This is a genomic window from Kitasatospora sp. NPDC059462 (genome assembly GCF_042749955.1).
Taxonomy (GTDB): Bacteria; Actinomycetota; Actinomycetes; order Streptomycetales; family Streptomycetaceae; genus Kitasatospora.
The window spans coordinates 2,733-25,209 of sequence record NZ_JBHYUU010000093.1 but is presented as its reverse complement, the minus strand read 5'-3'; the positions used below and the strand labels follow the sequence as shown (position 1 = coordinate 25,209).

The 22,477-nt window shown below is 76.8% G+C and carries 19 protein-coding genes; 6 read left to right on the top strand and 13 right to left on the bottom strand.

The window, feature by feature from the left end:
- Nucleotides 1-69: 69 nt before the first annotated feature.
- From ACFXAM_RS22615 to pqqA, 5 genes are all read right to left on the bottom strand, one after another.
- Nucleotides 70-1,671: a lytic transglycosylase domain-containing protein gene (locus tag ACFXAM_RS22615; RefSeq protein WP_380293970.1), complete on the bottom strand. Its 1,602-nt coding sequence runs from the start codon at nt 1,669-1,671 to the stop codon at nt 70-72.
- Between the two features lie 239 nt (nt 1,672-1,910).
- A complete protein-coding gene (gene pqqB, locus ACFXAM_RS22610) occupies nt 1,911-2,819 on the bottom strand; it encodes a pyrroloquinoline quinone biosynthesis protein PqqB (RefSeq protein ID WP_380293982.1) in 909 nt (302 codons plus the stop codon).
- Between the two features lie 39 nt (nt 2,820-2,858).
- On the bottom strand, nt 2,859-4,367 hold the full coding sequence (gene pqqE / locus ACFXAM_RS22605; protein ID WP_380293968.1) for a pyrroloquinoline quinone biosynthesis protein PqqE: 1,509 nt from the start codon (nt 4,365-4,367) through the stop codon (nt 2,859-2,861).
- Nucleotides 4,364-5,110 (bottom strand): pyrroloquinoline-quinone synthase PqqC, encoded by a 747-nt coding sequence (pqqC, locus tag ACFXAM_RS22600; RefSeq protein ID WP_380293966.1) that lies wholly within the window; start codon nt 5,108-5,110, stop codon nt 4,364-4,366. Before pqqC ends, pqqE begins: the two co-directional genes overlap by 4 nt.
- The gene (pqqA, locus tag ACFXAM_RS22595; RefSeq protein WP_380293964.1) at nt 5,107-5,265 is read right to left on the bottom strand and encodes a pyrroloquinoline quinone precursor peptide PqqA; all 159 of its coding nucleotides are present in this window, start codon (nt 5,263-5,265) and stop codon (nt 5,107-5,109) included. Before pqqA ends, pqqC begins: the two co-directional genes overlap by 4 nt.
- Nucleotides 5,266-5,594: 329 nt before the next feature.
- Here pqqA and ACFXAM_RS22590 point away from each other — a divergent pair, with 329 nt between their 5' ends.
- Nucleotides 5,595-7,088 (top strand): glucose/sorbosone family PQQ-dependent dehydrogenase, encoded by a 1,494-nt coding sequence (locus ACFXAM_RS22590; protein ID WP_380293962.1) that lies wholly within the window; start codon nt 5,595-5,597, stop codon nt 7,086-7,088.
- A gap of 99 nt (nt 7,089-7,187) precedes the next feature.
- Here the strand turns inward: ACFXAM_RS22590 and ACFXAM_RS22585 are convergent, their stop codons facing one another.
- On the bottom strand, nt 7,188-8,882 hold the full coding sequence (locus ACFXAM_RS22585) for a PQQ-binding-like beta-propeller repeat protein (RefSeq protein WP_380293960.1): 1,695 nt from the start codon (nt 8,880-8,882) through the stop codon (nt 7,188-7,190).
- A gap of 167 nt (nt 8,883-9,049) precedes the next feature.
- Nucleotides 9,050-9,736 carry a hypothetical protein gene (locus ACFXAM_RS22580; protein ID WP_380293958.1) on the bottom strand — a complete coding sequence of 229 codons (687 nt, stop codon included), beginning with the start codon at nt 9,734-9,736 and terminating at the stop codon, nt 9,050-9,052.
- A 455-nt stretch (nt 9,737-10,191) separates the two neighbouring features.
- On the opposite strand from ACFXAM_RS22580, the gene ACFXAM_RS22575 reads away from it, so the two are divergent.
- Nucleotides 10,192-10,575 (top strand): hypothetical protein, encoded by a 384-nt coding sequence (locus tag ACFXAM_RS22575; RefSeq protein WP_380293956.1) that lies wholly within the window; start codon nt 10,192-10,194, stop codon nt 10,573-10,575.
- 252 nt (nt 10,576-10,827) lie between these two features.
- Here the strand turns inward: ACFXAM_RS22575 and ACFXAM_RS22570 are convergent, their stop codons facing one another.
- Nucleotides 10,828-11,553, bottom strand: a complete 726-nt coding sequence (locus ACFXAM_RS22570) for a ribonuclease H (protein ID WP_380293954.1) — start codon at nt 11,551-11,553, stop codon at nt 10,828-10,830.
- Between the two features lie 118 nt (nt 11,554-11,671).
- On the bottom strand, nt 11,672-12,610 hold the full coding sequence (locus ACFXAM_RS22565) for an alcohol dehydrogenase catalytic domain-containing protein (RefSeq protein WP_380293952.1): 939 nt from the start codon (nt 12,608-12,610) through the stop codon (nt 11,672-11,674).
- Between the two features lie 131 nt (nt 12,611-12,741).
- On the opposite strand from ACFXAM_RS22565, the gene ACFXAM_RS22560 reads away from it, so the two are divergent.
- Both ACFXAM_RS22560 and merB read left to right on the top strand, forming a co-directional pair.
- A complete protein-coding gene (locus tag ACFXAM_RS22560) occupies nt 12,742-13,209 on the top strand; it encodes a winged helix-turn-helix transcriptional regulator (RefSeq protein ID WP_380293950.1) in 468 nt (155 codons plus the stop codon).
- 5 nt (nt 13,210-13,214) lie between these two features.
- Entirely contained in the window at nt 13,215-13,874 is a 660-nt protein-coding gene (gene merB / locus ACFXAM_RS22555) for an organomercurial lyase (RefSeq protein WP_380293948.1), read from the top strand.
- Nucleotides 13,875-14,083: 209 nt separating this feature from the next.
- On the opposite strand, the gene ACFXAM_RS22550 is transcribed toward merB, so the two are convergent.
- Entirely contained in the window at nt 14,084-17,968 is a 3,885-nt protein-coding gene (locus ACFXAM_RS22550; protein ID WP_380293946.1) for a phosphodiester glycosidase family protein, read from the bottom strand.
- Between the two features lie 357 nt (nt 17,969-18,325).
- Here ACFXAM_RS22550 and ACFXAM_RS22545 point away from each other — a divergent pair, with 357 nt between their 5' ends.
- A complete protein-coding gene (locus tag ACFXAM_RS22545) occupies nt 18,326-18,619 on the top strand; it encodes a hypothetical protein (protein WP_350571977.1) in 294 nt (97 codons plus the stop codon).
- Here the strand turns inward: ACFXAM_RS22545 and ACFXAM_RS22540 are convergent.
- Together ACFXAM_RS22540 and ACFXAM_RS22535 are read right to left on the bottom strand one after the other, a co-directional pair.
- A complete protein-coding gene (locus tag ACFXAM_RS22540; RefSeq protein ID WP_380293943.1) occupies nt 18,604-19,236 on the bottom strand; it encodes an AAA family ATPase in 633 nt (210 codons plus the stop codon). The genes ACFXAM_RS22545 and ACFXAM_RS22540 overlap by 16 nt on opposite strands.
- A gap of 32 nt (nt 19,237-19,268) precedes the next feature.
- Nucleotides 19,269-19,823, bottom strand: a complete 555-nt coding sequence (locus ACFXAM_RS22535; RefSeq protein WP_380293941.1) for a MarR family winged helix-turn-helix transcriptional regulator — start codon at nt 19,821-19,823, stop codon at nt 19,269-19,271.
- 47 nt (nt 19,824-19,870) lie between these two features.
- Between ACFXAM_RS22535 and ACFXAM_RS22530 the strand changes: the two genes are divergently transcribed.
- A complete protein-coding gene (locus tag ACFXAM_RS22530) occupies nt 19,871-20,812 on the top strand; it encodes an EamA family transporter (protein ID WP_380293939.1) in 942 nt (313 codons plus the stop codon).
- A 34-nt stretch (nt 20,813-20,846) separates the two neighbouring features.
- Here ACFXAM_RS22530 and ACFXAM_RS22525 read toward each other — a convergent pair whose 3' ends face one another.
- The gene (locus tag ACFXAM_RS22525; protein WP_380293937.1) at nt 20,847-22,151 is read right to left on the bottom strand and encodes an aminotransferase class V-fold PLP-dependent enzyme; all 1,305 of its coding nucleotides are present in this window, start codon (nt 22,149-22,151) and stop codon (nt 20,847-20,849) included.
- Nucleotides 22,152-22,477 lie beyond the last annotated feature (326 nt).

Sequence of the window (22,477 nt, the reverse complement as noted above, 5' to 3'; positions counted from 1 at the left end):
CGCGCCCCGGCCCGGCCCCCGGGCGAACGGGAGCCGGGCCGGGGTCGTCGTGCGGGACCGCCGGGCCGGTCAGTGCGCCGAGGGAGCGGCGGCCGACGGGGAGAGCGAGGCGCTCGGGGTGGCGGCGGCGGACGGGGCCGCCGAGGGCGCGCCCGTCGTGGCCGTCGCGGTCGGCGTGGGGCAGCCGGGGCCGGTCGCGGTGGCCGTCGCGCTCGGCGTGGCCGACGGGCTCGCGCTCGCGGACGGGCCGGCGCTCGGGGTGCCGGTGGGGGTGCCCGTCGGCGTGGCGCAGTCGGTGGGCGTGTCCGTGGGCGTCGCGGTCGGGGTGGCGCTCGGAGTGCCGGGCGTCGTCGACGGCGTCCCGGAGGGGGTGGTGGTCGCCGTTGGGGTGGGCGTCGCCGTCTCGGTGGCGGTCGGCTCCGGGCTCGCGCTGCCGGACGGCGTGGTGCCGGGAGTGCCGGACGGGGTGGCGCTCGGCGACGGCGAGGCCGAGGAGGACGGCGAGGGCGAGGGCGAGCCGGAGGGCGTCGCGCTCGGCGACGGGGCGCCGGTCGGGGTGCCGGTGGGCTCCGCGGACGGGGTCCCGGACGGCGTGGTGGCCGGGCCGGTGGTCGCCCCCGGCGCGGGCTGCGCACCGGCGCCCTGGCCCGGCGTCACCGGCGGTGCGGGCGTCACCGGGGCGAGCGGGCTCGGCGGCGCGGCCGGGAGCAGCGGCGCGAGCGGGCTCGGGGTGCCCGGGCGGTCCGGGGTGGTGACCGGGCTGCCGCTGCCGAAGTGCGCCATCCAGTTGCGGACGGTGCGCAGGTACTCGGAGGAGTGGTTGTAGCCGAGCACCGCGCGGTCCAGCTGGGCCTGGTCGGACAGGTCGCGGCCGCCCGCGCACAGGTACCGGCCGGCCGCCTCGGCGGCGTCGAAGATGTTGTTCGGGTCGGCCTTGCCGTCGCCGTTGGCGTCCACGCCCCAGGAGGCCCAGGTGGAGGGGATGAACTGCATCGGGCCGACGGCGCGGTCCCAGGCGGCGTCGCCGTCGTAGCGGCCGCCGTCGGTGTCGGCGATCGCCGCGAAGCCGGCGCCGTTCAGCACCGGGCCGAGGATCGGGCGGAAGGTCGTGCCGGCGGCGTCGACGGCGCCCCGGCCGGCCTGGCCGGACTCGACCTCGCCGATCGCGGCGAGCAGTTGCCAGGGCAGGTGGCAGCCGGGCGAGCGCACCGCGAGCGCCGCCTCGGCCTTGCGGTAGGCGGCGAAGACCGTCTGCGGCAGGGCGGGCCCGTTGCGCTGCGGGTCGGTGAAGGGCGAGGTGAGCGGGGCGAGCGGCGGCTGGAGCAGCGGCAGGGTGCCACCGCCGTCGACCGGCGCGGTGCCGAGGACACCGGGCGTGCCGGGGATCCCGGGGACGCCGGTGGTGGCGTCGCCGAACGGCGGGGCGGTGGTGCCGTCGGGGCCGGTGGCCGTGCCGGGCAGGCCCTGCGCGGCACCCGCCGCGGCGACCGGGGAGAAGCCGAGGCCGGTCTGCGAACCGGTCAGCGCGGCGAGGGCGGTGAACACCGCCAGCATCCCGGTCACCCGCTTGCCGAGCCGCAGCCGGCGGCCGGCCGTCCGGCTCCTGCGCGCCTCCCCGTTCCCGGCCGGTTTCGCGCCGTCCCGTGCGGCCTCGCCGTTCCTGCTCACCATGCCGTGCCCCTCCCGTCACCGTCCGGTCCCCCGGGGAACGGACGGGCTGTCACCATCGTGCCTGCCGGTGCATGACAGTTCACTTCACCGGAATGATTAGTATCACGACGATCCGACGGGTCCCCGGTGGCGTGGGCCGGTACCGGGCGCCACCGTTCGGTGAACGGACGGTGGAGCGGTTCGGCCGGACACGGTCAGGACGGCCCGGGTCGGGCACGGGAGCACCCCCGGGGGCGGGGTCACAGGTCGAGCAGCGTCCCGTCCTCGGCGACGGCGGCGCCCGCCGCCGCCAGGGCCGGTGCCAGGGCGGCGGCCCGCGGCGAACCCCGGTGGGCGAGCGGGTTGGTGTTGTTGAGGTGGGTGTAGAGGTAGCGCGGTCCCGGGCGGCGGGCCAGCAGGGGGAGCGAGTCGGCGACCGCCAGGTGGCCCATGCCGCGTGAGGTGCGGGCGCCGCCGGTGCGTTCGGCGAGTTCGTCGTCGGTGGCGAAGGTGCCGTCCAGGATCACCACGTCGGCGTCGGCCACCGCGCGGTCGAGGGCGGGCGTCCAGGCGGCGAGGCCGGGCGCGTAGACCGCGCGGGCCGCTCCGCCCGCCTCGGTGAAGCGGTAGCCGATCACCCAGTCGGTGCGCTCGCCGGCCGGGTCGCCCGCGGGCAGTCCGGCCGGGTCGGCGGCGTACCGGGGGCGCTTGCCGCCGAGCGCCAGCGGCTCGGCGACCAGCCCGCCGGCCAGCTCGACGGGCCGGCCCGCGGTGACGGTGTGCCAGCGCACCTTGGTGTAGGGGGCCAGCAACGGCCCGGCCGGGAACGCCTCGTGCAGCGCCGTGCGGACCGGCGCGGTGGCGTGCACGGACAGCTCGGCGGCCTCCCGCAGGGTCACCAGGCCCAGGGTGTGGTCGAGTTCGCCGCTGGTGAGCAGGACGCCGCGCAGCGGGGTGGCCCGGGTGCCCGGCGGGGGTACCAGTTCGGGCGCGGCGAGCAGCTGGGAGCGCAGGTCGGGGGAGGCGTTGACCAGGTACCAGGCGGCGCCGTCGGCGCTGATCGCCAGGCAGTCCTGGCTGCGGACGGCGCCGGTGCGGCGGGCGGTAACGCAGCCCTCGCACCCGCAGTTCCACTGGGGCAGGCCGCCGCCGGCGGCGGTGCCGAGGATCCGGATCTTCAGCGGGTGCTCCTCAGGGCGGCGGCGGGTTCACGCCGGGCCGGAGCCGGGCGGGACGGCATCGGGCGGGACGGCGCTGGGTCGGACGGCGCCGGACGGGCCGGAGCCGGGTTGGACGGAGGCCGTGAACCGGCGGGGGACCGGGGCCGGGGCGGGGGCCGGGCCCGGGGCCTCCCGCACCAGGTGGTGGTGCGGGGAGAGGCGGCAGGCCGGGTCGGTGACGCCCGGGTCGCCGGTGAACTGGAAGGCCTGGCAGCGGCAGCCGCCGAAGTCCTGTTCGCGCAGCTCGCAGCCGCGGCACGGCTCGGGCATCCAGTCGGTGCCGCGGTAGCGGTTGAAGGCGGGCGAGTCGTGCCAGCTGGCGGCCAGCCCGTCGGTGACCGCATTCGGCAGCGGCAGGTCCGGCAGCTGGGCGGCGGCCAGGCAGGGCAGCACGGCGCCGTCCGGTGCGACGACGAGCTGCTCCTTCCCCCAGCCGTTCATGCAGGGCTTGGCGGTGCCGGAGTGGAGGTCGGCGGTCACATGGGTGATCTCGATCCGGTCGCCGTGCCGGGCCCGGGCCTCGGCGACGTCGCGCTCGGCCTGCCGGACCTGCTCGTCGTCGGGCGCCAGGTGGGCCCGGTTGACCCAGGCCCAGCCGTAGAACTGGGTGTGGGCGAGCTCGACCCGGTCGGCGCCCAGGTCGACGGCGAGGTCGGCGATGGCGCCCAGCCGGGCGAGGTTGCCGCGGTGCAGCACGGCGTTGACGGTGAGCGGCAGTCCGGCGGCGGTGAGCAGGGCGGCGGCGGCGAGCTTGCGCTCGTGCCCGCCGGGACCGGACAGCCGGGTCAGCCCGGCCACGGTGTCGGCCTGCGACGGATCGGCGTCCTGCACGGAGAGCTGGACGTGGTCCAGGCCCGCCGCGGCGAGTTCGGCGGCGCGCGCGGCGTCCAGCGGCAGTCCGCTGGTGATCAGGTTGGTGTAGAGGCCCAGCCGGCGGGCGTGCGTGACGATGACGGCCAGGTCGCGGCGCAGCAGCGGTTCGCCGCCGGTGAGGTGGACCTGCAGCACGCCCAGGCCGCGGGCCTGGTCGAGCACGCGCAGCCACTGGTCGGTACCCAGCTCGTCGCGCTGCTTGGTGAGTTCCACCGGGTTCGCGCAGTAGGAGCACTGCAGCGGGCAGCGGTGGGTGAGTTCGGCGACCAGGCCGAGCGGGGCGGGCGCCCGCTTCCCGGTGGCGGCGCCGGGAAGTCCGGCCGCCGGGTACGGCTCGGCCGGTGCGCCGGTGCCGTCGAGGGTGAGCAGCCGGCGGGCGGCGAGGTCGGCGAGCAGCGTCAGCACCTGGCCGGTGTCCACGCCCTCGAACTCCCCGGCGAGCCGGGCGGCGATCCGCCCGGCGTCGCGCCGCCCGTCGCAGTGCCGCAGCACGGCGGCGGCGGTCGCGTTCAGCAGCAGCACGCCCTCGGGGTAGAGCAGGGCGGCCTGCCGGCGCACCGGGTCGTGCACCAGCCGCACCCCGCGCCGCAGCCCGGGGGCCACGACGGCGGGTGCGGCGTTCACCGGGCGGTCCCGGCGATCCCGGCGGTCCCGGCGGGCACCGCGGTCTGCGCCGGTGCGTAGTCGACGGCGTCGAGCATCGCGCGCAGCACCTCGCACTTGAAGGCGAGCGCGTCCACGGCGGCGTGTTGCTGCTCGGCGGTCACGCAGTGGTCGAGCACCAGGTCGAGGGTCCGCTCGCTGTCCCGGCGGGCGTCGGGGATCCGGTGCTCGAAGTAGGCGTAGCCGGCCGGGTCGATCCACGCGTAGTGCGTGCGCCAGGCGACGACGCGCTCGGCCATGTGGTCGGGCGAGAACATCTCGGTCAGGGCCGCCGCGACGCCCTCGGTCCACGGCCGGGTCTGGCAGAAGTGCAGGTAGGCGTCGACGGCGAAGCGCACGCCGCGCGCCACGTGCCGTTCGTCCAGCACCTCGGCGCGGTCGAGGCCGACGGCCTCGGCGAGCACCAGCCAGTCGGCCAGGCCGCCCTCGCCCTCCTGCGGGCCGTCCTGGTAGCCGAGCCGCCGGGTCCACTCCCGGCGGACTTCCGGCAGCGGGCAGTTGGCGATGATCGCGGCGTTCTTGCGGGTCAGGACCAGCTGGTAGTACCAGCGGTTGGCGACCCATCGCCGCAGCTCCGGCGGCGTGCAGCCGCCGGAGTGCAGGCGCAGGTGGAACGGGTGGGTGTCCCAGTACCGTTCCCGCAGGCCGTAGAGCCTGGCCGCGAACCGCTCGCGGCTCGGCGCGGTGGTGGGGGTGTGGGTCACCGAGTGGTCCGCGCGGCGTACGCGGTGACCTCGGCGCCGGTGCGGTGGCACTCCACCGCGGGTGCGGACCAGACGGGCTTGGCGGGGGCCGCCGGAGCGGACGGCGCGGCGCCGGTCGTGGTGGCGGGGAGTTGCACGGTGATCGTGGGCTTCATGGGAGTTGCCCTCCTCGGTGAAGTGGGGCGTTCGGGGACCGGGCGGCCCCCGGAACAGGACGCTACGAGCTGCCGGGCCCGCCCGCGGGTCCAACTCGCGCGGTCGCGTGACAATCGCGCTCGAACGGGTGACGGGAGGGGCCCACCGCTTGAGAACCGGTGCGGGTGTGCCGTCCGCCGCCGCCGCGATCCGGTCGAACGGGCGTGGCGGCGGCGGGCGTTGCGGGTGGCCGGTGGGGCCGTTCGGATGCGCTGCGCTGGCCGCCGGGGCGGAGGTGCCGGAGATTGCGCTCAATGGGACAAAAGTCCCCGATCGAAAGGCAGTTGCCGTGAAGTATCGATACCCCGCGCTCGCCGCGGTCTCCGCACTGGCCCTGGGCGTCACCCTGGCCACGAGCGTCCCGGCGACGGCGGGCGGTCCGACCGGTCCCTCCGGGGCCGTGTCCAGCCCGGAGTTCGAGAGGAGCGTGCTCACCACCGGCCTCGGCGACCCCTACGAGCTGCTGTGGGGCCCGGACGGACACCTGTGGTCCACCGAGAAGAGCGGCCTGAAGGTCACCCGCATCGACCCGGCGACCGGTGAGAAGACGACCGCGCTGGACCTGACGGGCGTGGCGCACCACACCGACGGCGGCCAGGACGGCGTGCTGGGCCTGGCCTTCCAGCAGGAGGACAGCGGCTGGGGCGACGGCGGCCACGGCGGCCGGGGCGGACACGACGAGGGCGAGACCTACGTCTACGTGTCGTACACCTACATGACCGACACCCCCGCGGAGGTCACCGGCGAGACCAGACGGCTGAAGATCGTCCGCTACACGCTCGACTGCGACGACCACACCCTCCGCAGCCCCCAGGAGGTCCTGACCGGCCTGCCCTCCGGCACCGACCACCAGTCGGCCCGCCTGCGGATCGGCCAGGACGGCAAGCTGTACTACACCGTCGGCGACCAGGGCGCCAACCAGCTCGCGCACTTCTGCAACCCGAACTGGGCCCAGCGGCTCCCCACCCAGACCGAGGTGGACCAGCACGCCTGGTTCGGTCCGTACCAGGGCAAGATCCTGCGGATCAACCCCGACGGGTCCGTCCCCGACGACAACCCGACCTTCGACGGCGTGCGCAGCCACGTCATCACCTACGGCCACCGCAACAGCCAGGGCCTGGACTTCGCCCCGAACGGCAGGCTGTACCAGACGGACCAGGGCCCGAAGACCGACGACGAGGTCAACCTCATCCGCCCGGGCAACAACTACGGCTGGCCGTACGTGGCCGGCTGGCGCGACGACAAGGCGTACACGTACGCGAACTGGGCGGCGTCCTCGCCGACGCCCTGCACGGACCTCACCTACGACGACATCGACGTCCCGCCGTCGGTGCCGCAGCAGAAGGAGAGCGCCTTCACGGGCGCGTTCGTCCCGCCGATCAGCACCCTCGGCACCACGGTCGACAACGGCTTCGAGTTCCGTGACCCGAAGTGCGCCGAGGGCGGCCTGTACTTCATCTGCTACCCGACGGTGGCGCCCTCCAGCCTCACCTACTACGCCAAGAACGGCGTACCCGGCTGGGAGAACTCCCTGCTCATCACCACGCTCAAGGACGGCAGCGTCTACCGGCTGAAGGTGGGCCGCGACGGCAACGCCGTGGGCGACGCCGAGCGCCTCTGGACCACCCAGAACCGCTACCGCGCCACCGCGCTGTCCCCCGACGGCAGGACCGTCTTCGTGGCGACCGACAGCGCCGGCCTGGTCCGCGACGTGAACACGGGAGCCCCGACCGCGGAACTGGAGAACCCGGGCGCCGTCCTGGTGTTCAGGCTCCAGCGGTAACCCGCGCACGCCCGCCCCCACCGGACGGGCGTGCGCCTCGGCCCGGCCCCGGGGGCCCGCGCGGGTCGCGCGCCGGGGCCGCGCCGGTGCCGGACGGGGTCAGGCGGAGCGGCCGAACGCCAGCAGCCGGCCGTCCTTGGTGCCGACGAACACCCGCCCGCCGTCCGTCGCGGGCACCGAGAACCTGCTCACCGTGCCGAGCGGGAAACTGCGCCGCAGCCTGAGCGCGCCGTTGACCGGAAGCGCGTCGTAGACCCGCAGTTCGCCGTTCTGGCCGCCCGGGCCGGTGCCCGAGTAGACCACCCACACCAGGGCCGAGCCGGTGGCCGTGCCGTCGGAGGTGACGACGGGGGAGCCGGAGGCGTAGCCGAAGCCCTCGGCGCTCGTCGCGGCGCTGGTCAACTGCGGGTTACCGGCGCCGTTCACGCCGTACTTGAGGGCGCGCAGCGAGCCGAAGTTCTCGACCAGGTAGACGTAGCCGCCGTCGCCGCCCCAGACGCCCGGGTGGCCCCAGATGCCCTTGAACGGGCCGGTGGTGCCGACCACGGCGTCGGTGCCGCCGGGGCCCTGGCCCATGCCGCCGAGGCGGTCGCGGTCGAGCAGGAAGATCCGGCCGTCCTTGCCGGCCTGCACCATGAGGTGCGGGTGCGCGGCGGTGCCGAAGCCGGGCGGCAGGGCGGCCGGGCCGCCGGAGCCGAGGTCGACGTCGCCGTGGTCCATCTCCCGGTTGTCGGTGGGGCTGAAGAAGTCCTTCGGGGCGAGGGTGCCGTCGGCGCCGACGCCGAGCCGGACGACCGACTCGGCGAAGTGGCCGCCGGGCCGCTCGCCCGGGCCCTTCAGCGGGGAGGAGCCGTCACCGGCGCCGTTCCCGGTGGCCACGAAGATCCGCCCGGAGCCGTCCGAGACCAGGCCGCCGCCGCTCATCCAGACGCCCGCGTTCTGCGAGGCGGACCCGGACTCGGTGGACCAGAGGGTGAGTTTGCGGGTCGTGGTGTTGACGCCGGCGACCGTGCCGACGTAGGTGCCGATCCCGCAGTCCGAGGCGAACCCGAAGTAGACCGCGCCGTCCAGCAGCAGCAGTCCGGCCCGCTGGGCCGAGGTGACCGGGTCGAACGGCACGCCGGGGCTGTTCACCGGCGAGCCCTGGACGGCGACCGGCCAGCCGCTGCGCTCGGCGCCCGAGCTCACGTCGAGGGCGTGCACCGAGAAGTGCGCGCCCCCGTCGCCGGACTTGGAGACCAGGTAGACCGTTCCGCTCGCCCGGTCGTAGACCGGCGTCGAGATGACGCCGGTGCCGGGGGAGAGGCAGGCGCTGTCGGAGGGGACCGGGGTGCCGAGCGCGCGGTGCCACAGGATCCGGCCGCCGGCCGCGTCGACGCCGTAGACGTGGTTGGTCGCGGTGGCGACCACCACGGTCGAGCCGGCGACCAGCGGCTGGGCGTAGACCGCGCCGTCCACGGCGGTGGACCAGCGGCGGCCGAAACCGGCTGCGGAGACCTCCGCCGGGGCGAGGCCGGGCTCGGCGGCGTCCCAGGCGGTGCGCAGGGTGTTGCCGGAGACGGTCGGATTGTCGGCCCGGGCGGGCGTCGAGCCGCCGAGCGTTCCGGCGGCGACGGCGGGGGCGAGCAGCGTCAGCCCGGAGAGCAGGGCCGCCGCGGACCGGGAGGTCCGTCCGCGCCGGGCGGGCCGGCGGGGTGGGGCGAGTGGAGCGGGGTCCGGTGCGGGGTCCGGAGCGGGAGTCGGAGCGGCCGGGGCCGGTCCGGTGGGGCGCGCGGGTGGGTGAGGTCGGCTCATGCGATCCGCCTTGGCTGTCGGGGGAGCGGGGGCAACGGCGCCGTGGCGTCCTTGTGCGAATGACCGTGCCGCACCCGCATCCGCCCGGCACCATCGTGCCCGTCCCGTTCACGCCCCGGGGGGAACCGGCTGCGCCGGGCGGCGGCGCGGCCGGTTCCGGGGTGCGGCTACACGCCCTTGGAGAGCAGCAGCGCCAGCCCGGTGGCGGCGACCGCCTCGGCCTCGGCGTTCACGTCGTCGTCCGGGCCGCGGTCCTTGACCACCTCGACCGTGTAGGCGCGGCCGTCCTCGCCGATGAAGTTCACCTCGGGCCTCGTGCCGTCCTTGCGGCGGAGCAGGTAGGCGTCCTTGCCGGTGCCGGGGAGCGGGGTGGCCGTGTAGTCGGGGTGGGACCGCAGCGAGGCGTACAGGGCCGGGTCCATCTCCCGGATGTGGGCGTAGGACTGCCGGGAGCCCCAGGTGCAGCCCCAGACCGGCTTGCCGTTGTCCGGGTCGGGGTGGGTGCCCCGGAACGGGCCGCCGGTGCCGACGGCGGCGACGACCTGGGGGGAGGTCAGCAGGGTGCAGGCGTCCGCGGGCCGCTTGCCGGCGCCGGCGGGGGTGGCGGTGGCGGTGGCGCCCGGGCTCGTGGCCGTGCTCGTGGTCGGGGTCGTGCTCGTCGTGGCGGTCGGGGTCGGGGTCGGCGCCGGGGCCGTGGTGGTGGGTGCGGGAGCGGCGGTGGTGGCCGGCGCGGGGGCGGTCGTCGACGAGCCGCCGCCCGAGGACGAGCAGCCGGCCACCGCGACGGCCGTGAGGGCCAGCGCGGGCAGCCAGCCGTACCGGCGGCCGGGCGTGAGCGGTGACCTGCGGTCCATGGATTCCCCCTCCGATGGCGCCCGACGGTGCGGCGGGCGGCGACCTGGCAGGATCCTACGGGGCCCGTCGACCCGTTATGTGCCGTTCCTGCTGCAGGAGTTGGACGGATCCGTCACGGCCGGGAACGTGCGGCGGACCGGTCGCGGAGCGGGCGCGCCCGGGCGCCCGGGACGGCGGTCCGGGGCACGGGGGTGGTACGCGCACGTGCGGCCGGGCTCCCGGCGGCGCCGGTGCCGGGCCGAGCTGACCTGCCCGGATGCGAGGACCCCCTCATATCAGTGCGGGCGGGCCGGTGTCGAGCACGGGACGGCGTCTTCCCCGGACGGGTGACGTTCTGGTGAAAGTGGTCATGCCAGGAACGGCGGCCCGGCATCCTGACCTCGTGATCATGCGGATCCCGGGACGGGGCGGGGCGCGCGACCAAGGGGATGCCCAAGGGACGGAGGCCCTGAGAATGAGCACCAACCTGCCGGAGACCGTGGCGGAGGCCCCGGCCGTCCTGCCCGCGCCGCCCCGGGTGGTCGACGACCTCGCCCGCGATCTGACCCGGGCGGCGGCCGCGGTCCGCTCCGCCTCCCGGGACGGCCGGAGCGGCGGCGACCTCGCGGTGGCCGCCTACACCGCCGTGGTCTGCACGGGGCGCTCGGCGGCCCGCGCCCTGGAGGAGGCCGCCGCGTGGTGCCGGCAGGCGCCCGAGGCCGAAGTGCACTCCCTGGCCTGGGCACGGGTCCCCGGCCACCGCGACGACGTCTTCGAGTACCGGGTCACCCTCGCCGTCAGCTTCCCCGACCAGGAGACCGGCGAACACGTCGGCGACACCCACCACGCCCGGCGCTGACGGCCGCGCCCGGAGCGGCCGATCGGCGGGGTCCGCCCCGGACGGGCGCCGACTGCACTCGCGCCATGGACGCCCGGGGGACGAACGGTCCGGCGGCCGGGGAACGCGAACCGCCCGGCGGCGCGGCCGTGGTGGTGACGGTGCCGGCCGGGCTCTGCGGGGGCGGTCGGCCCGGCGGCCGCCGTCGCCTGGCTCCGGGCCCGCCGCACCGGGCGGGGCCGGAACGCGTCCGGGGACGGCGGCCGGTCCGGCTCAGGACTGCGCGGCCGCGCACTCCACGTGGCCCCAGCTGCCGCCGACCTTGGTGATCCTGTCGCCCTTGGCGTACGGGCGGGAGCACGGGCAGGTCCCGGGGAAGCGCGCGGCGAGCGTCGGCGCCTTGCCCGACCCGGCCGACCCGCCGGCGGTCCGCCGCTTGGCGGCAGAAGCGGCGGAAGCGCCGGAAGCGGCGGCCGGGGCGCGCCGCGCCCGCGCCGGGGCGCTCGCGGCCGGGTCCGGGACCGGCAGGTCGGCGGCGGTCCCGCCGGCCGCCTCCTGGGTGCGGGCGGCGTCACTGGCGGCCTTGTCGGCGACGGCGTTCAGCGGATCGCCGTCCACCTGGTGGGCGGGCACGTAGACGAAGGTGACGTCCCGCCCCTCCAGGAGCCCGTCGATCCGCTGGATCAGCTCCTGGTTGGCCACCGGCTTGCCCGCGGCGGTCTTCCAGCCGTTGCGCTTCCAGCCCTTCAGCCACTTCGTCACCGCGTCGCGGGTGTACGTGCTGTCCAGCCGGACCTCCAGCGGTACGGCGGGATCCGTGGCGGCCAGCAGCCGCTCCAGGGCCGTGAGCTCGCCCACGTTGTTGGTGCTGTGCCCGAGCGGGCCGGACTGCCAGCGCTGCGGCGCGCCCGTGCCGTCGGCCACCACGTAGGCCCAGGCGGCCGGGCCCGGGTTCCCCTTGGCCGCCCCGTCGCAGGCGGCGATGATTCGGTCGTTCATCCTGCGATCATGCCAGGCCACGGCGGCCGCGCGGACCGCCCGCCGGACCGCCCGCCGGACCGCCCGCCGTGCCGCCCGCCGTGCCGCCCGCCGGGCCGGCCGGTCCGGCGCACCGGCCTCAGGGCACCAGGACGAGCCGCCCGCGCAGACCGCCGCGCGCCAGCCGCCGGTGGGCGGCCGCGGCCCGCTCCAGCGGCAGGGTGTCCGCCACCCGCAGCGCCAGTTCCCGGCGCGCGGCCAGGGCCGCCAGCCCGGCGAGCGCGGTGCCGTCCGCCGTCACCCAGACGTGGGCGACCCGGATCCCGCGCAGCCCCGGTGGCGCCGCGCCCGCCGCCACCGCGACGAAGGCCCCCCGGTTGCGCACCGCGCCGAGCGCCGTCACGCCCAGCAGTGCCGCGTCCAGCGCGCCGTCCACCCCGCCGGGCACCAGCGCGCGCACCGCGGCGGCCGGGTCGGGGGCGTCGCGCGGCACGTACCACTCGGCGCCCAGCTCCCGCAGCAGCGCGGCATCCCGCTCGCCCGCCACGGCGACCACCCGCAGCCCGCGCCGCACCGCCAGCTGCACGGCGAAGCCGCCGACCGCGCCCGCCGCGCCGGTGACCAGCAGCGTCGCCCCGGCCGGCAGGTCGAGCAGGTCCAGGGCCTGGAGGGCGGTGAGCCCGTTGAGCGGCAGGGTCGCCGCCTCGACGGCGGGCACGCCGGGCGGCGCGGGGGCGAGCGCGGTGGCGTCCAGCACCAGGGCGTCGGCGTGGCTGCCGAGCGGGACGTCCAGCCGGTCGCGCAGCCCGATCACCTCGTCCCCGACCGCGAAGCCGCTCACCCCCGGGCCGAGCCGCTCCACCGTGCCGGCCACGTCCCAGCCGATCCCGACGGTCTCCCGGGGCGCCATCAGCCCGGCCTCCGTGAGCACCCCGGAGCGGGTCACCGCGTCCACCGGGTTGACCGCGGCGGCCGCCACCCGCACCCGCACCTGACCCGGACCGGGCTCGGGGACGGCCACCTCGACCAGTTCCAGGACCTCCGGACCGCCGAACCGGCGGACGACCACGGCGCGCATCGCACTCTCCCTCCGACAGGGCCCCGCCTCCGGAACGGGCGGGGCTTGCCAACCGCCCCCAACCTAAGGAGAGTTGCTCTCCGGAAGGAAGTACGCACCCGCGAGTGCGTACCGCACGCAGAGGAGAGCCGATGGCGACCACCACCGCCGCCCAGCGCCGCTCGGCGGCCCGGGCCGGCTACGACGCCTACCTCGCCGAGTGCCCCGCCCGGCAGCTGCTGGAGCGGATCGGCGACAAGTGGGTCAGCCTGATCGTCAACGCCCTCGCCGACGGCCCGCAGCGCTACAGCGACCTGCGCCGCCGCCTGGCCGGGGTCAGCGAGAAGATGCTCACCCAGACCCTGCGGTCCCTGGAGCGCGACGGCCTGCTGACCCGTACGGTCACCGCGTCCGTCCCGGCCCGGGTGGACTACGCGCTCACCCCGCTCGGCGCCGGGCTGCTCCCGCTGCTGCGGGCGATCAAGGACTGGGCGGAGGAGAACATGCCCGAGGTGCTGGCCCACCGGGAGGCCCACGACGGCCGGGCCGCGGATCCGGCGCCGGTCCCGGCCGTGCCACCCGCCGCGGCACCGGTCGCGGCCCCGGTCGCGGCGGGCTGACGGCCGTGGACGCCGAAGAACTGAGGCTCGCGGTCTACCGCGCCTTCGCCGCCACCGGCCGGGCCCCCGGCCCCGCCGCGCTGGCCGCCCGGCTGGGCGCCACCGAAGCGGAGGTCCGGGCCGGTCTGCGCCGGCTCGCCGGGGCCCGGCACCTCGCCCTCGGCCCGGACGACACGATCGTCATGGCCCACCCGTTCTCGGCCGTGCCCCTGGGCTTCTCGGTGATGGCCGGCGACACCCTGTGGTTCGGCGGCTGCGCCTGGGACTCCTTCGCACTGCCGCACCTCGTCCCCGGCGCCGATCCGGCGCTGGTCGCCACCACCTGCCCGGCCTGCGGGCGCGCGCACGCCTGGACCGTCACCCGGCAGGCCCCGCCGGAGGGCGGGCAGGTGGCCCACTTCCTGGTGCCCGCCGCCCGGATGTGGGAGGACGTCGTCCACACCTGCGCGCACCAGCGGCTGTTCTGCTCCACCGACTGCGTCGACGCCTGGCTCGCCGCCACCGGCAACCCGCGTGGCAGCGTGCTCGACCTGGGCACCCTCTGGCGGCTCGCCGCGCACTGGTACGAGGGGCGGCTCGGCTCGCCGTACACCCGGCGCGAGCCGGCCGCGGCCGCCGAGTACCTGCGCTCGGTGGGGCTGAGCGGGGCGTTCTGGGGGCTCTGAGCCGCCGGCCCGGGCCGGCGGAACGCCGCAGTCCCGGTGGGGGCCGCTCCGCGGGGGGGGGGGGGGGCCCCCGCGGCGCGGGGCGAGGGGAGGGGGCGCCCGCCCCCCCGCGGCGCCCCCCCCCCCCCCCCCCGGCGCCCCCGCGGGCCGCGCCGCGCGGGGGGGGGGCCCCCCCCCCCCGGGCCGGGGTCAGGAGGGGTCCGGCAGCGTCACAGGGCGCTGCACTGACCGCCCTTCGGACCGTTCACGGTGTTGCCGTGGCCGCCGTTGCCGGGGGCCGGGGTGTTGCCGGCGCAGTCCAGCGGACCGCGCACCGTGCTGCCGGCGACCGCGGTGCCGCCGGTGTTGAGCGCCAGGTGGGCCGGGCCCTCGACGGTCGACCAGAGCAGGGCGACCTGCCCGGTGGAGCCGCTCACCGAGACCGGGCCGGACACCTGGCTGTCGGTCAGCACGAAGGCCGCCGCGCCGCGGGCCGAGACCGGGCCCTTGAAGGTCGTGCCGTGGGCGACCAGCGCCGCGCCCGGCTGGACCAGCACCGGGCCGGTGACCGTGGCGCCGTCCAGGCAGGTGACGCCGGAGGTGAGGGCGAGCTTCTTCTGCGGGCCGCGCAGCGTGGTGGTGCACGCCGGGACGGAGCCGACGGTGAGCGCGCGCTCCGCCGTCACGCCGCCGACGGTGACGGTGAGCGTCGCGCTGCCCGGACGCAGACCGGTGAGGGTGCGGGTGGCCGGGTCGTACGCGGCGACGGTGCCGCGCGGGGCGTCGGCGGCCGGGCCGATGTGCACGCCCTGCCCGCCCCACTGGGCGGTGACCGGCCAGGCGACCGGCACGGTGCGCTCGCCGTCCTGGGTGAAGGTCGCGTCGACCGGCGCGGACTCCAGCAGGCCGAGCGTCGCGGGGACGGTCAGCTGCACCGCGTCGGCGCGAGCCCGCACCTCGGCGCGCAGCCAGGCCGAGGCGTCGTCCGGCACCGCGTACGGGTCGGTGACCCTGCCGGCCGCCGGGTTGATGCCGAGCATCGTCCAGCCGGTGAAGCCGCCGCGCTCCGGCTCGGCGGCCGGGCCCTTGCCGGAGTTGCCGTTGATCAGGTACGGGACGCCGTCGACGCTGCTCGCGTGGAAGGCGCCGACGTGGCCGCTGACCATGGCGGCGGACTTGCCGCCCGCGCGGAAGCCGGCCAGCCACTGCTCGACCAGGGCGGCCTCCTTGCGGTCACCGAGCTGGCTGCCCTGGTCGGGCAGCGGGTCGCGGGTCGGGTGGTGGTCGAACACCAGCAGGCCGGTGACGGACGGGTCCTGGGCGGCCTCGTCCAGCGTGGTGCGGAGCTTGGCGATCTGGTCGAAGCCACTGGCCCGGAAGGAGCCGAGCGCGCTGTTCAGGGTGATGAAGCGGGTGCCCTTGACGTCGAACACCTTGCTGGTCGCGCCGAACGCGGCCGTGAAGTTGTCGATGGTGCCGGGGCCCATCACCTCGTGGTTGCCGGGCACGTAGTGCCAGGGGATGCTGCGCCCGGTGAGCCGGTCGAACTCGTCCAGCACCTTGCGGGCGAGGGCGAAGTCGGCCGGGCTCGCCTCGTCGACCAGGTCGCCGGCGATGACCAGCAGGTCGGGCTTGGCGGCGGCGATGTCGCGCAGCGTGCGGCGGGCGGCCTGCACGATGTCGCTCTCCGGGGCGCGGGCGATGAACTGGGCGTCCGACATCACCGCGACCCGCAGCGGCTTGCCGTCGACGGTGCCGTGGGTGAGTACCACCGGGTCGGTGACCTTCGGGCGCACCGGCAGTTCGACGTCCGGTGCCACCTTGGCCCGCAGGTCGGCCAGGGTGAGCGCACCGGTGTAGGAACGGGCGGCGCTGGTCTCCATCAGCCGGAAGCGCTGGAAGGTCAGCGGGTACTGCACGCCGGCCGGGATCGGGAACTCGACCTTCTGCCAGCCGGTCCAGGTGACCATCGGCGCGTCCAGGTTGGCGGTGACGCCGGCGGCGGTCCGGTACTGGATGCGCGGCCAGGCGCCGTTGCCGTCGCCCTCGATCCACATCGTGAGCGAGCGCGGCTGGCCGGGCAGCACGATGCCCTCGGGGGCGATGGCGTACTGGCCGCGGGTGCCGGTCGACTGGGTGAAGTCGTAGCTCAGGCGCAGGCCCTTGCCGCCGTCGTGGCCGGCGGCCGGGGCGACGCCGCCGCCGGGCGCGCGGTCGTTGCCGGACTTCCAGGCGGCCGCGTCGGAGAAGTCGGCGAACGGCTTCTCGGCCATGCCGACGGTGACGGCGACGGCGCTCTCCAGACCGCCCACGGTCAGCTTGAGGGTGGCGGAGGTGCCGTCGGCGAGCGCCTTGAGGGCGATCGAGCCGTCGTCGGCGGCGGAGGTCTCGACCACGCCCGCGCCGCCGGTGACGGTGATGTCCGCGGCCTCGACCGGGGCGGCATGGCCCTGGGCGTCGTAGCCGGTGACGGCGATCTTCGCGGTGGCGCCGGCGCTCTCCAGGCCGATCGGGTCGGTGCCGGCGGTGATCCGCACCGGCGCGCCGAGCACGGTCAGCGGCAGGGTGCCGGTCTCGGCGCCGTCGGCCGCGGCGGTGACGGCGGCCGGTCCGGAGGTGCGGCCGGTGACGACGGCCCCGGTGCCCCGGCCGGACACCTCGACGGCTCCGGTGCCGCCGGTCCCGGCGGCCGCCCAGCGGACCGCCGGGGTGCTGCCGGTCACCGGGCCGAAGGTCTCGTCGTGCGGCAGTGCGCGGACCGTGCGGTGCAGGCCGGGGAAGACCCGGCTCGCGGTGTCCACGCTCTCCGCCGGGCGCACCCGGAAGCCCTTGACCCGGCCGGATCCCGGGGCGGAGAACAGGCCGAGCCCGTTGGCGACGGCGCGCTCCCCGCCGTTGTCGGACGGGCTGCTGACGGTGCCGGCCTCGGCGGTGCCGGGCAGCCGGGCGGCCATCGCGGCCGAGCCGCCGCCGTCCATGTTGAGCGCGTTGCGCGCCCCGAGGTCGCGCATCAGCACCGCGAGGTCGGGCAGGCTGATGCCGGGGCTGTCGGCCTGCCGGCCGTCGATCGTGACCAGGTACATCCGCTTGTTGTCGGCGGAGAAGCCGACGGCGGTGCGGGCGTTGAGCTCGTTGCCGTCGTTCTCGCCGGGCCGCATGGCGACGCCGTCGCGGACCAGTACCTGGTAGCCGCCGACCGCCACCGCGACCTCGCCGAAGGAGGCGCGCGGCCGGTAGCCGGTGGACACCTGGTCGCCCGGCTTGAGGTCGCGCAGCGCGCGGGCGCCGGCCTCCCGGCCGACCAGCACGGTGGCGCCCTCGGGCACGGCGCCGCCCAGGTGGTCGCGGACGGCGGTGACCCGGCCGTCGCGCAGCTCGACCTCGGTGACCTCGGCCGAGCCGCCGGCGACCTTGGCGCGCGAGGCCGTGCCCCAGGCGGGGGTGAACAGGCCGACGCCGTCGGCGGGCAGGCCGTAGGTGTTGACGCCGGCGAGGGTCAGCTCGCGGCCGCCGGGCAGGGCGGCGTGGCCCTCCAGGAACACCTCGGCCATCCGGGCCAGGCCGTCGGCACCGACGGTCACGGCCTGGTTCCAGCCCTCGACGGGGGCGTGGATCAGGCCGTCCTCGCGGGAGACGCCGACGCCGAGCGGCGCCTCGGAGGCGTTCATGTCGAAGTAGTCGCCGTTGATGGCGGCGACCGCGCCGGCGCCCCGGGCCATGTCGGTGACGGTCCGGCGGGTGGTCACCTGGCCGGAGGACAGGTAGTCCACGCTCAGGCCCTCGGTGGCGAGGTCGGCGACCAGGACCTTGCCGCGGATCCAGCCGGTCTTCCCGAGCCGGTCGAAGTCGGTCATGGTCAGCCCCGGGGCGATCGGGGTGACCTCGCGCCGGGTGACGACCGACTCGCCGGGGCGGTCCAGCACCGGACCGGGGTCGGCGGCGGTGCCGGGGGCGGCCGGTGCGCCGGGCGCGGCCCAGACGGTGGCGGGGGCGAGGGCGGGCAGTCCGGCGGCGACGAGCGCGCAGAGCGCGACCGCCGCGGCGGAGCGCCGGCGGCGGCGCGGGGCGGGCGGGGCGGCGGGGGCGGTCGTCGTGGGGGTGACGGGCGGTGACATCGGTGGTTCAGCTCCTCGTACTGCGACGGGACGTGCGTGCCGCCGGTGCGAGCGCAGGACGCGGTCGGCGGCATGGGGCGCCGCGGAAACGGCGCGGCCCGGGTGCATGATCACCAGGCCGACGGCAGCCAATCGTCCACGAAAGACCGTCACACCACGCGATGGTGAACCGACCTGTTCGGCCGTGCGAACAAAAGCCCCATTTGTCGCGGGAGCATGACACAACAGCCCGTCCCGGCAAGGGCCGTGGGGATCGCGGTTTCCCGTCCTGCTGCGGAGTGCGGCACGCGCCGGGGGCGCACAGTGGAGCCCGCACGACCCGGTCCACCTCAACGAGCCCCACCGGAGGGGAACACCATGAGCATCCGCACCGCGGCCGCGGCCCTCGCCGCCACCGCCGCCCTCGCCGTCCCGGTCCTCGCCGCCGTCCCGGCCTCCGCCGCGCCCGCCCGGGTGGCGGCCTGTTCCACGTACAGCAACTACGTCAGCTACGGCGCCTCCTGCGACGGCACCCGCAGCTACTACGCGTGGGCGGTGTGCGCCAACAACCAGGTGGTCTACGGGCCCACCCGCTCCGGCGGGGTCTGGTCCTACGCCTACTGCAGCAACGTCGGCTCGACCTTCCGCAGCGGCGGCTACACGCTGATCTGACCGCCGGGGGCGCCGTCCGCGCCGAGGGCGCGCTCCATCCGCTCGGCGAGCGTCGGCCACGGGCGGCAGTCGACCACCGGCAGGGCGTGCCGGCGGGCCCCGTCGGCGAGCCAGTGCGAGTACCGGGCGCTGACCTCGGCGCGGTCCGTCTGCACGCCGTCCTCCGGCTCGCGGGCCGCGTAGTTGGCGGCGATCCGGTCCGCGTCGCCCTCGTGCAGGAAGACCGCCCGGACCTCCCGCCCCGCCGCCCGCCCCAGCGCGACGGCCCGCGCGCAGGCGGCCGGGGTGAGGTAGTCGCCCTCGACGACGGCGGGGACCGGGACGGTCAGCCGGTTGCGCACCACGCCGATCAGGGCCGGCTCCAGCGCCTCGGCGGTGGCGATCTGGAGCTCCAGCACGCGCCCGGGCGTCAGCTCCCGCGCCGGGACGGCGCCGTCGGTGAAGTGGTGCAGCCCCGGGTGCTGCGCGGGGGTGGTCAGCTCCTGCGCGGCGGCGACCACGTCGTCGAACTCGACGACGAAGGCGCCGGTCCCGGCCGCGAGCCGGGCGGCGGCCAGGCTCTTGCCGACGCCGGAGGCGCCGCCGATGAGGATGAGGTCCCAGGTCCGATTCGTCACCCGGCGACGGTATCGCGCGGGATCCGGTCGGATCATCCGGATTTCGCCGACGGGTCCTGCGGGTGGTCCAGGCGCTGCTGCCAGGTCGTCAGCAGGCCCTCCAGGGCGGCCGCCTCCTCGGGGGCGAGCAGGCCCAGCAGCCGGTGCTCGTTGCGCATGTGGGCGGTGAACGCCTCGTCGAACAGCCGGCGGCCCGCCTCGGTGAGGGCGACCACCCGGCCGCGCCCGTCCGCCTCGCTGCGCCGGCGGGTGACCAGGCCCGCCCGCTCCAGCCGGTCGATCCGCTTGGTCATCGCGCCGGTGGTGACCATGGTGCGGGCCGCCAGCTCGCCCGGGGCCCGCTCGAAGGGCGCGCCCGCCCGGCGCAGCGCGGCGAGCACGTCGAACTCGCCCTCGGCCAGCCCGTAGCGCCCGTAGACCAGGCAGAGCTCCTCGGTGAGCCGGGCGGCCAGCCGGTGCAGCCGGCCGATCACCGCCTGAGGGGAGACGTCGAGGTCGGGCCGCTCGCGGCGCCACTCGGCCTGGATCAGGGCGACGTGGTCGGGGGGCGGGTCCGTCGGGTTCCGGCCGTCTCGGCTGCGTTCCATACCTCCATCGTAGCCGGGTAGCTTCCCGGGAAGTTATATTGTCTTCCATGGAAGCCAGTTTTCGGTGGATCCTGCTGACTGCCGTGGCACCGGTGGCCTGGGGCGCCAACTACTACGTCACCCGTGAGTTCCTCCCGGCCGACCGACCGCTCTGGGGCGCCGCCCTGCGGGCCCTGCCCGCCGGCCTGCTCCTGCTGGCGCTGCGCCCGCGCCGGCCGCGCGGAGCCTGGTGGTGGCGCTCGGCGCTGCTCGGGCTGCTCAACACCGCGGGATTCTTCGTCCTGCTCTACATCGCCTCGCAGTCGCTGGCCACCGGCGTGGCCGCCACGGTGATGGCGGCCTCGCCGCTCGCCATGCTGCTGCTCGCCTGGGCGCTGACCGCCGCCCGCCCCGCCCGGGCCCACCTGCTCGGCGCGCTGGTGGGCCTGGGCGGGGTCGGGCTGATGCTGCTGACCCGGGCCGAGCCGGTCAGCCTGCCCGGCCTGGCCGCCTCGGCGGCGGCGATGCTCGTCTCCTCGCTCGGCTACGTGCTCGCCGGCCGCTGGCGGGACGGCGCGGACGTCCTCACCACCACCGCCTGGCAGCTGGTGGCCGGCGGGGTGGTGCTGCTGCCCCTGGCCGCCGCCGTCGAGGGCCCGCCCGTGGCGCCCACCGGGCGGGAACTGCTCGCCTTCGGCTACGTCGCGGTGGTGGCGACCGCGCTGGCCTTCACGGCCTGGTTCGCCGGTCTGCGGCGTCTCCCGCCCGGGACGGTCGGGCTGGTGGGGCTGCTCAACCCGCTGACCGGCGTCCTGCTGGGCACCGCGCTGGCGGGCGAGGGCTTCGGCCCGGCGCAGGCCGCGGGCCTGCTGCTGGTCCTGGCCGGTGTCGCCCTCGGCCGGCCCGGCCGGGGGGACCGGGGGGACCGGGGCGACCGGGGCGCCGCCGGGGAGGGGGTGGCGGAGGACCGGGTGCGGGGGGCCGTTGCGACGCCGTCCCGGCGGAGCTGAGAGCGGCCGGTCCCCGCGGCGGTCCCCGCGCCGGTCACCGGCCGGCCTCCCGTGCCGGGGCCCGCCCGTTCGCACCCGGGCCGCCGCGGACCAGCCGGGCGACGGTGTCGGCCACCTCGTCGACCTCGTCCTCGGTGTTGTAGTAGTGCGGCGACAGCCGCAGGCACCAGGCGACGTCCTTGTCGTCGAAGTCGAACTGCGCGTACTCGCGGAAGTTCAGCGAGGAGTTGACGCCCCGGGCGTCCAGGGCCGCCTTGAACGGCTCCGCCTGCCACCCCGCGACCGTCAGGGTCACCAGCGCGGCGGGCGCCGGGCCGCCGTCGAGCAGACGCACCCCGGGCAGCCCGTCGAGCCGCTCGCGCAGCCGGGCGGCGAGCCCCGGGGTCCGCCGCGCGACCGCGGCCGGGCCGACCCGCAGCGCGTAGCGCACGGCCTCCGCGCAGCCGAGCAGGGTGGAGTACGAGAACTCCCACTCCTCGAAGCGGGCCGCCGTGCCGACCGGCCGGTACTCGCCGGGAGCCGTCCAGCGTGCGCCGTGCAGGTCGATGAACAGCGGCTCGTAGCCGGCCCGCAGCGCCCGCTCGGAGACGTACAGGAAGCCCGAACCCCGGGGCCCGCGCAGGAACTTGCGGCCCGTCGCGGTGAGCAGGTCGCAGCCGATCTCCTCGACGTCGACCTCCAGCTGGCCCACCGACTGGCAGGCGTCGACCAGGTAGAGCAGGTCGAGTTCGCGGCAGTGCCGGCCGATCTCGGCGACCGGCTGCACCAGGCCCGAGCTGGTGGGGACGTGGGTGACGGCCACCAGCCGGGGCCGTTCGGTGCGCATCAGGGCCGCCATCGCCCCGACGTCGACGCCGCTGCCGTCCGGGTGGTCCGGGGCGTGCACCACCCGCACGCCGAAGCGGCGGCGCAGCGAGAGGAAGGCGATCTGGTTGGAGGCGTAGTCGTTGCGGGTGGTGAGGACGGTGTCGCCGGGCCGGAAGTCGATCGCGGAGAGCGCCTTGGCGTAGGCGTGGGTGGCGCTGCCGGCGAAGGCGACGGTGCCCGGTGCGGCGTTGAGCAGCCGGGCCACGGCGGTGTGGAAGCCGGCGACCTCGGCGGCGCGGGCCTCGGCGGCCTCGTACCCGCCGGTGGTGGCCTCCAGGTGCAGGTGGTCGGCCATCGCCTGGAGCACCGGACGGGCCATCAGGCCGGCGCCGGCGTTGTTGAAGTGGATGACGGACTCGCAGCCCGGAGTGTCGGCGCGCAGTGCGGCGATGTCCAACGGGCTTGCGGCCGTGGCGGATTCGGGCAGGGGTGGTTCGGCGTTCGCGGCGGGGCCGCTGGTGTCGGTTCCCATGCCTGACGGTAACAGTGCGGGCGGTTCGCCGACGATCCTTTGCGGGGATCCGGTCGGGCGGGGTCGGCCGGGTCGGCCGGCAGGGCCGGGTCGGGTCTTCGGATCGTCGGGTGGTCGGGTGGTCGGGGCGGGTGGTCGGGGCGGGTGGGAAAACCGGATGACCCGGGCACGGGCCGGTTCCTACACTCGGCACCCGGAGGCGGGGCGGCCCCGGGCGGGGGGGGGGGGCGGCGGGGGGCGCGGGGGGGGGGCCGGGGGGGGGGCCCCCCCCCCCCCCCGCGGGGCGGGGTGGGTTAAAAAAAAAAAAACCCCCCCGACGAAACACG

Bases quoted from the DNA above. Each gene is read 5' to 3' on its own strand.
- ACFXAM_RS22615 (WP_380293970.1), bottom strand. From the start codon at position 1,671: ATGGTGAGCAGGAACGGCGAGGCCGCACGGGACGGCGCGAAACCGGCC.
- pqqA (WP_380293964.1), bottom strand. From the start codon at position 5,265: ATGAAGCCCACGATCACCGTGCAACTCCCCGCCACCACGACCGGCGCC.
- ACFXAM_RS22585 (WP_380293960.1), bottom strand. From the start codon at position 8,882: ATGAGCCGACCTCACCCACCCGCGCGCCCCACCGGACCGGCCCCGGCC.
- ACFXAM_RS22580 (WP_380293958.1), bottom strand. From the start codon at position 9,736: ATGGACCGCAGGTCACCGCTCACGCCCGGCCGCCGGTACGGCTGGCTG.
- ACFXAM_RS22575 (WP_380293956.1), top strand. From the start codon at position 10,192: ATGAGCACCAACCTGCCGGAGACCGTGGCGGAGGCCCCGGCCGTCCTG.
- ACFXAM_RS22570 (WP_380293954.1), bottom strand. From the start codon at position 11,553: ATGAACGACCGAATCATCGCCGCCTGCGACGGGGCGGCCAAGGGGAAC.
- ACFXAM_RS22565 (WP_380293952.1), bottom strand. From the start codon at position 12,610: ATGCGCGCCGTGGTCGTCCGCCGGTTCGGCGGTCCGGAGGTCCTGGAA.
- ACFXAM_RS22560 (WP_380293950.1), top strand. From the start codon at position 12,742: ATGGCGACCACCACCGCCGCCCAGCGCCGCTCGGCGGCCCGGGCCGGC.
- ACFXAM_RS22550 (WP_380293946.1), bottom strand. From the start codon at position 17,968: ATGTCACCGCCCGTCACCCCCACGACGACCGCCCCCGCCGCCCCGCCC.
- ACFXAM_RS22545 (WP_350571977.1), top strand. From the start codon at position 18,326: ATGAGCATCCGCACCGCGGCCGCGGCCCTCGCCGCCACCGCCGCCCTC.
- ACFXAM_RS22535 (WP_380293941.1), bottom strand. From the start codon at position 19,823: ATGGAACGCAGCCGAGACGGCCGGAACCCGACGGACCCGCCCCCCGAC.
- ACFXAM_RS22530 (WP_380293939.1), top strand. From the start codon at position 19,871: ATGGAAGCCAGTTTTCGGTGGATCCTGCTGACTGCCGTGGCACCGGTG.
- ACFXAM_RS22525 (WP_380293937.1), bottom strand. From the start codon at position 22,151: ATGGGAACCGACACCAGCGGCCCCGCCGCGAACGCCGAACCACCCCTG.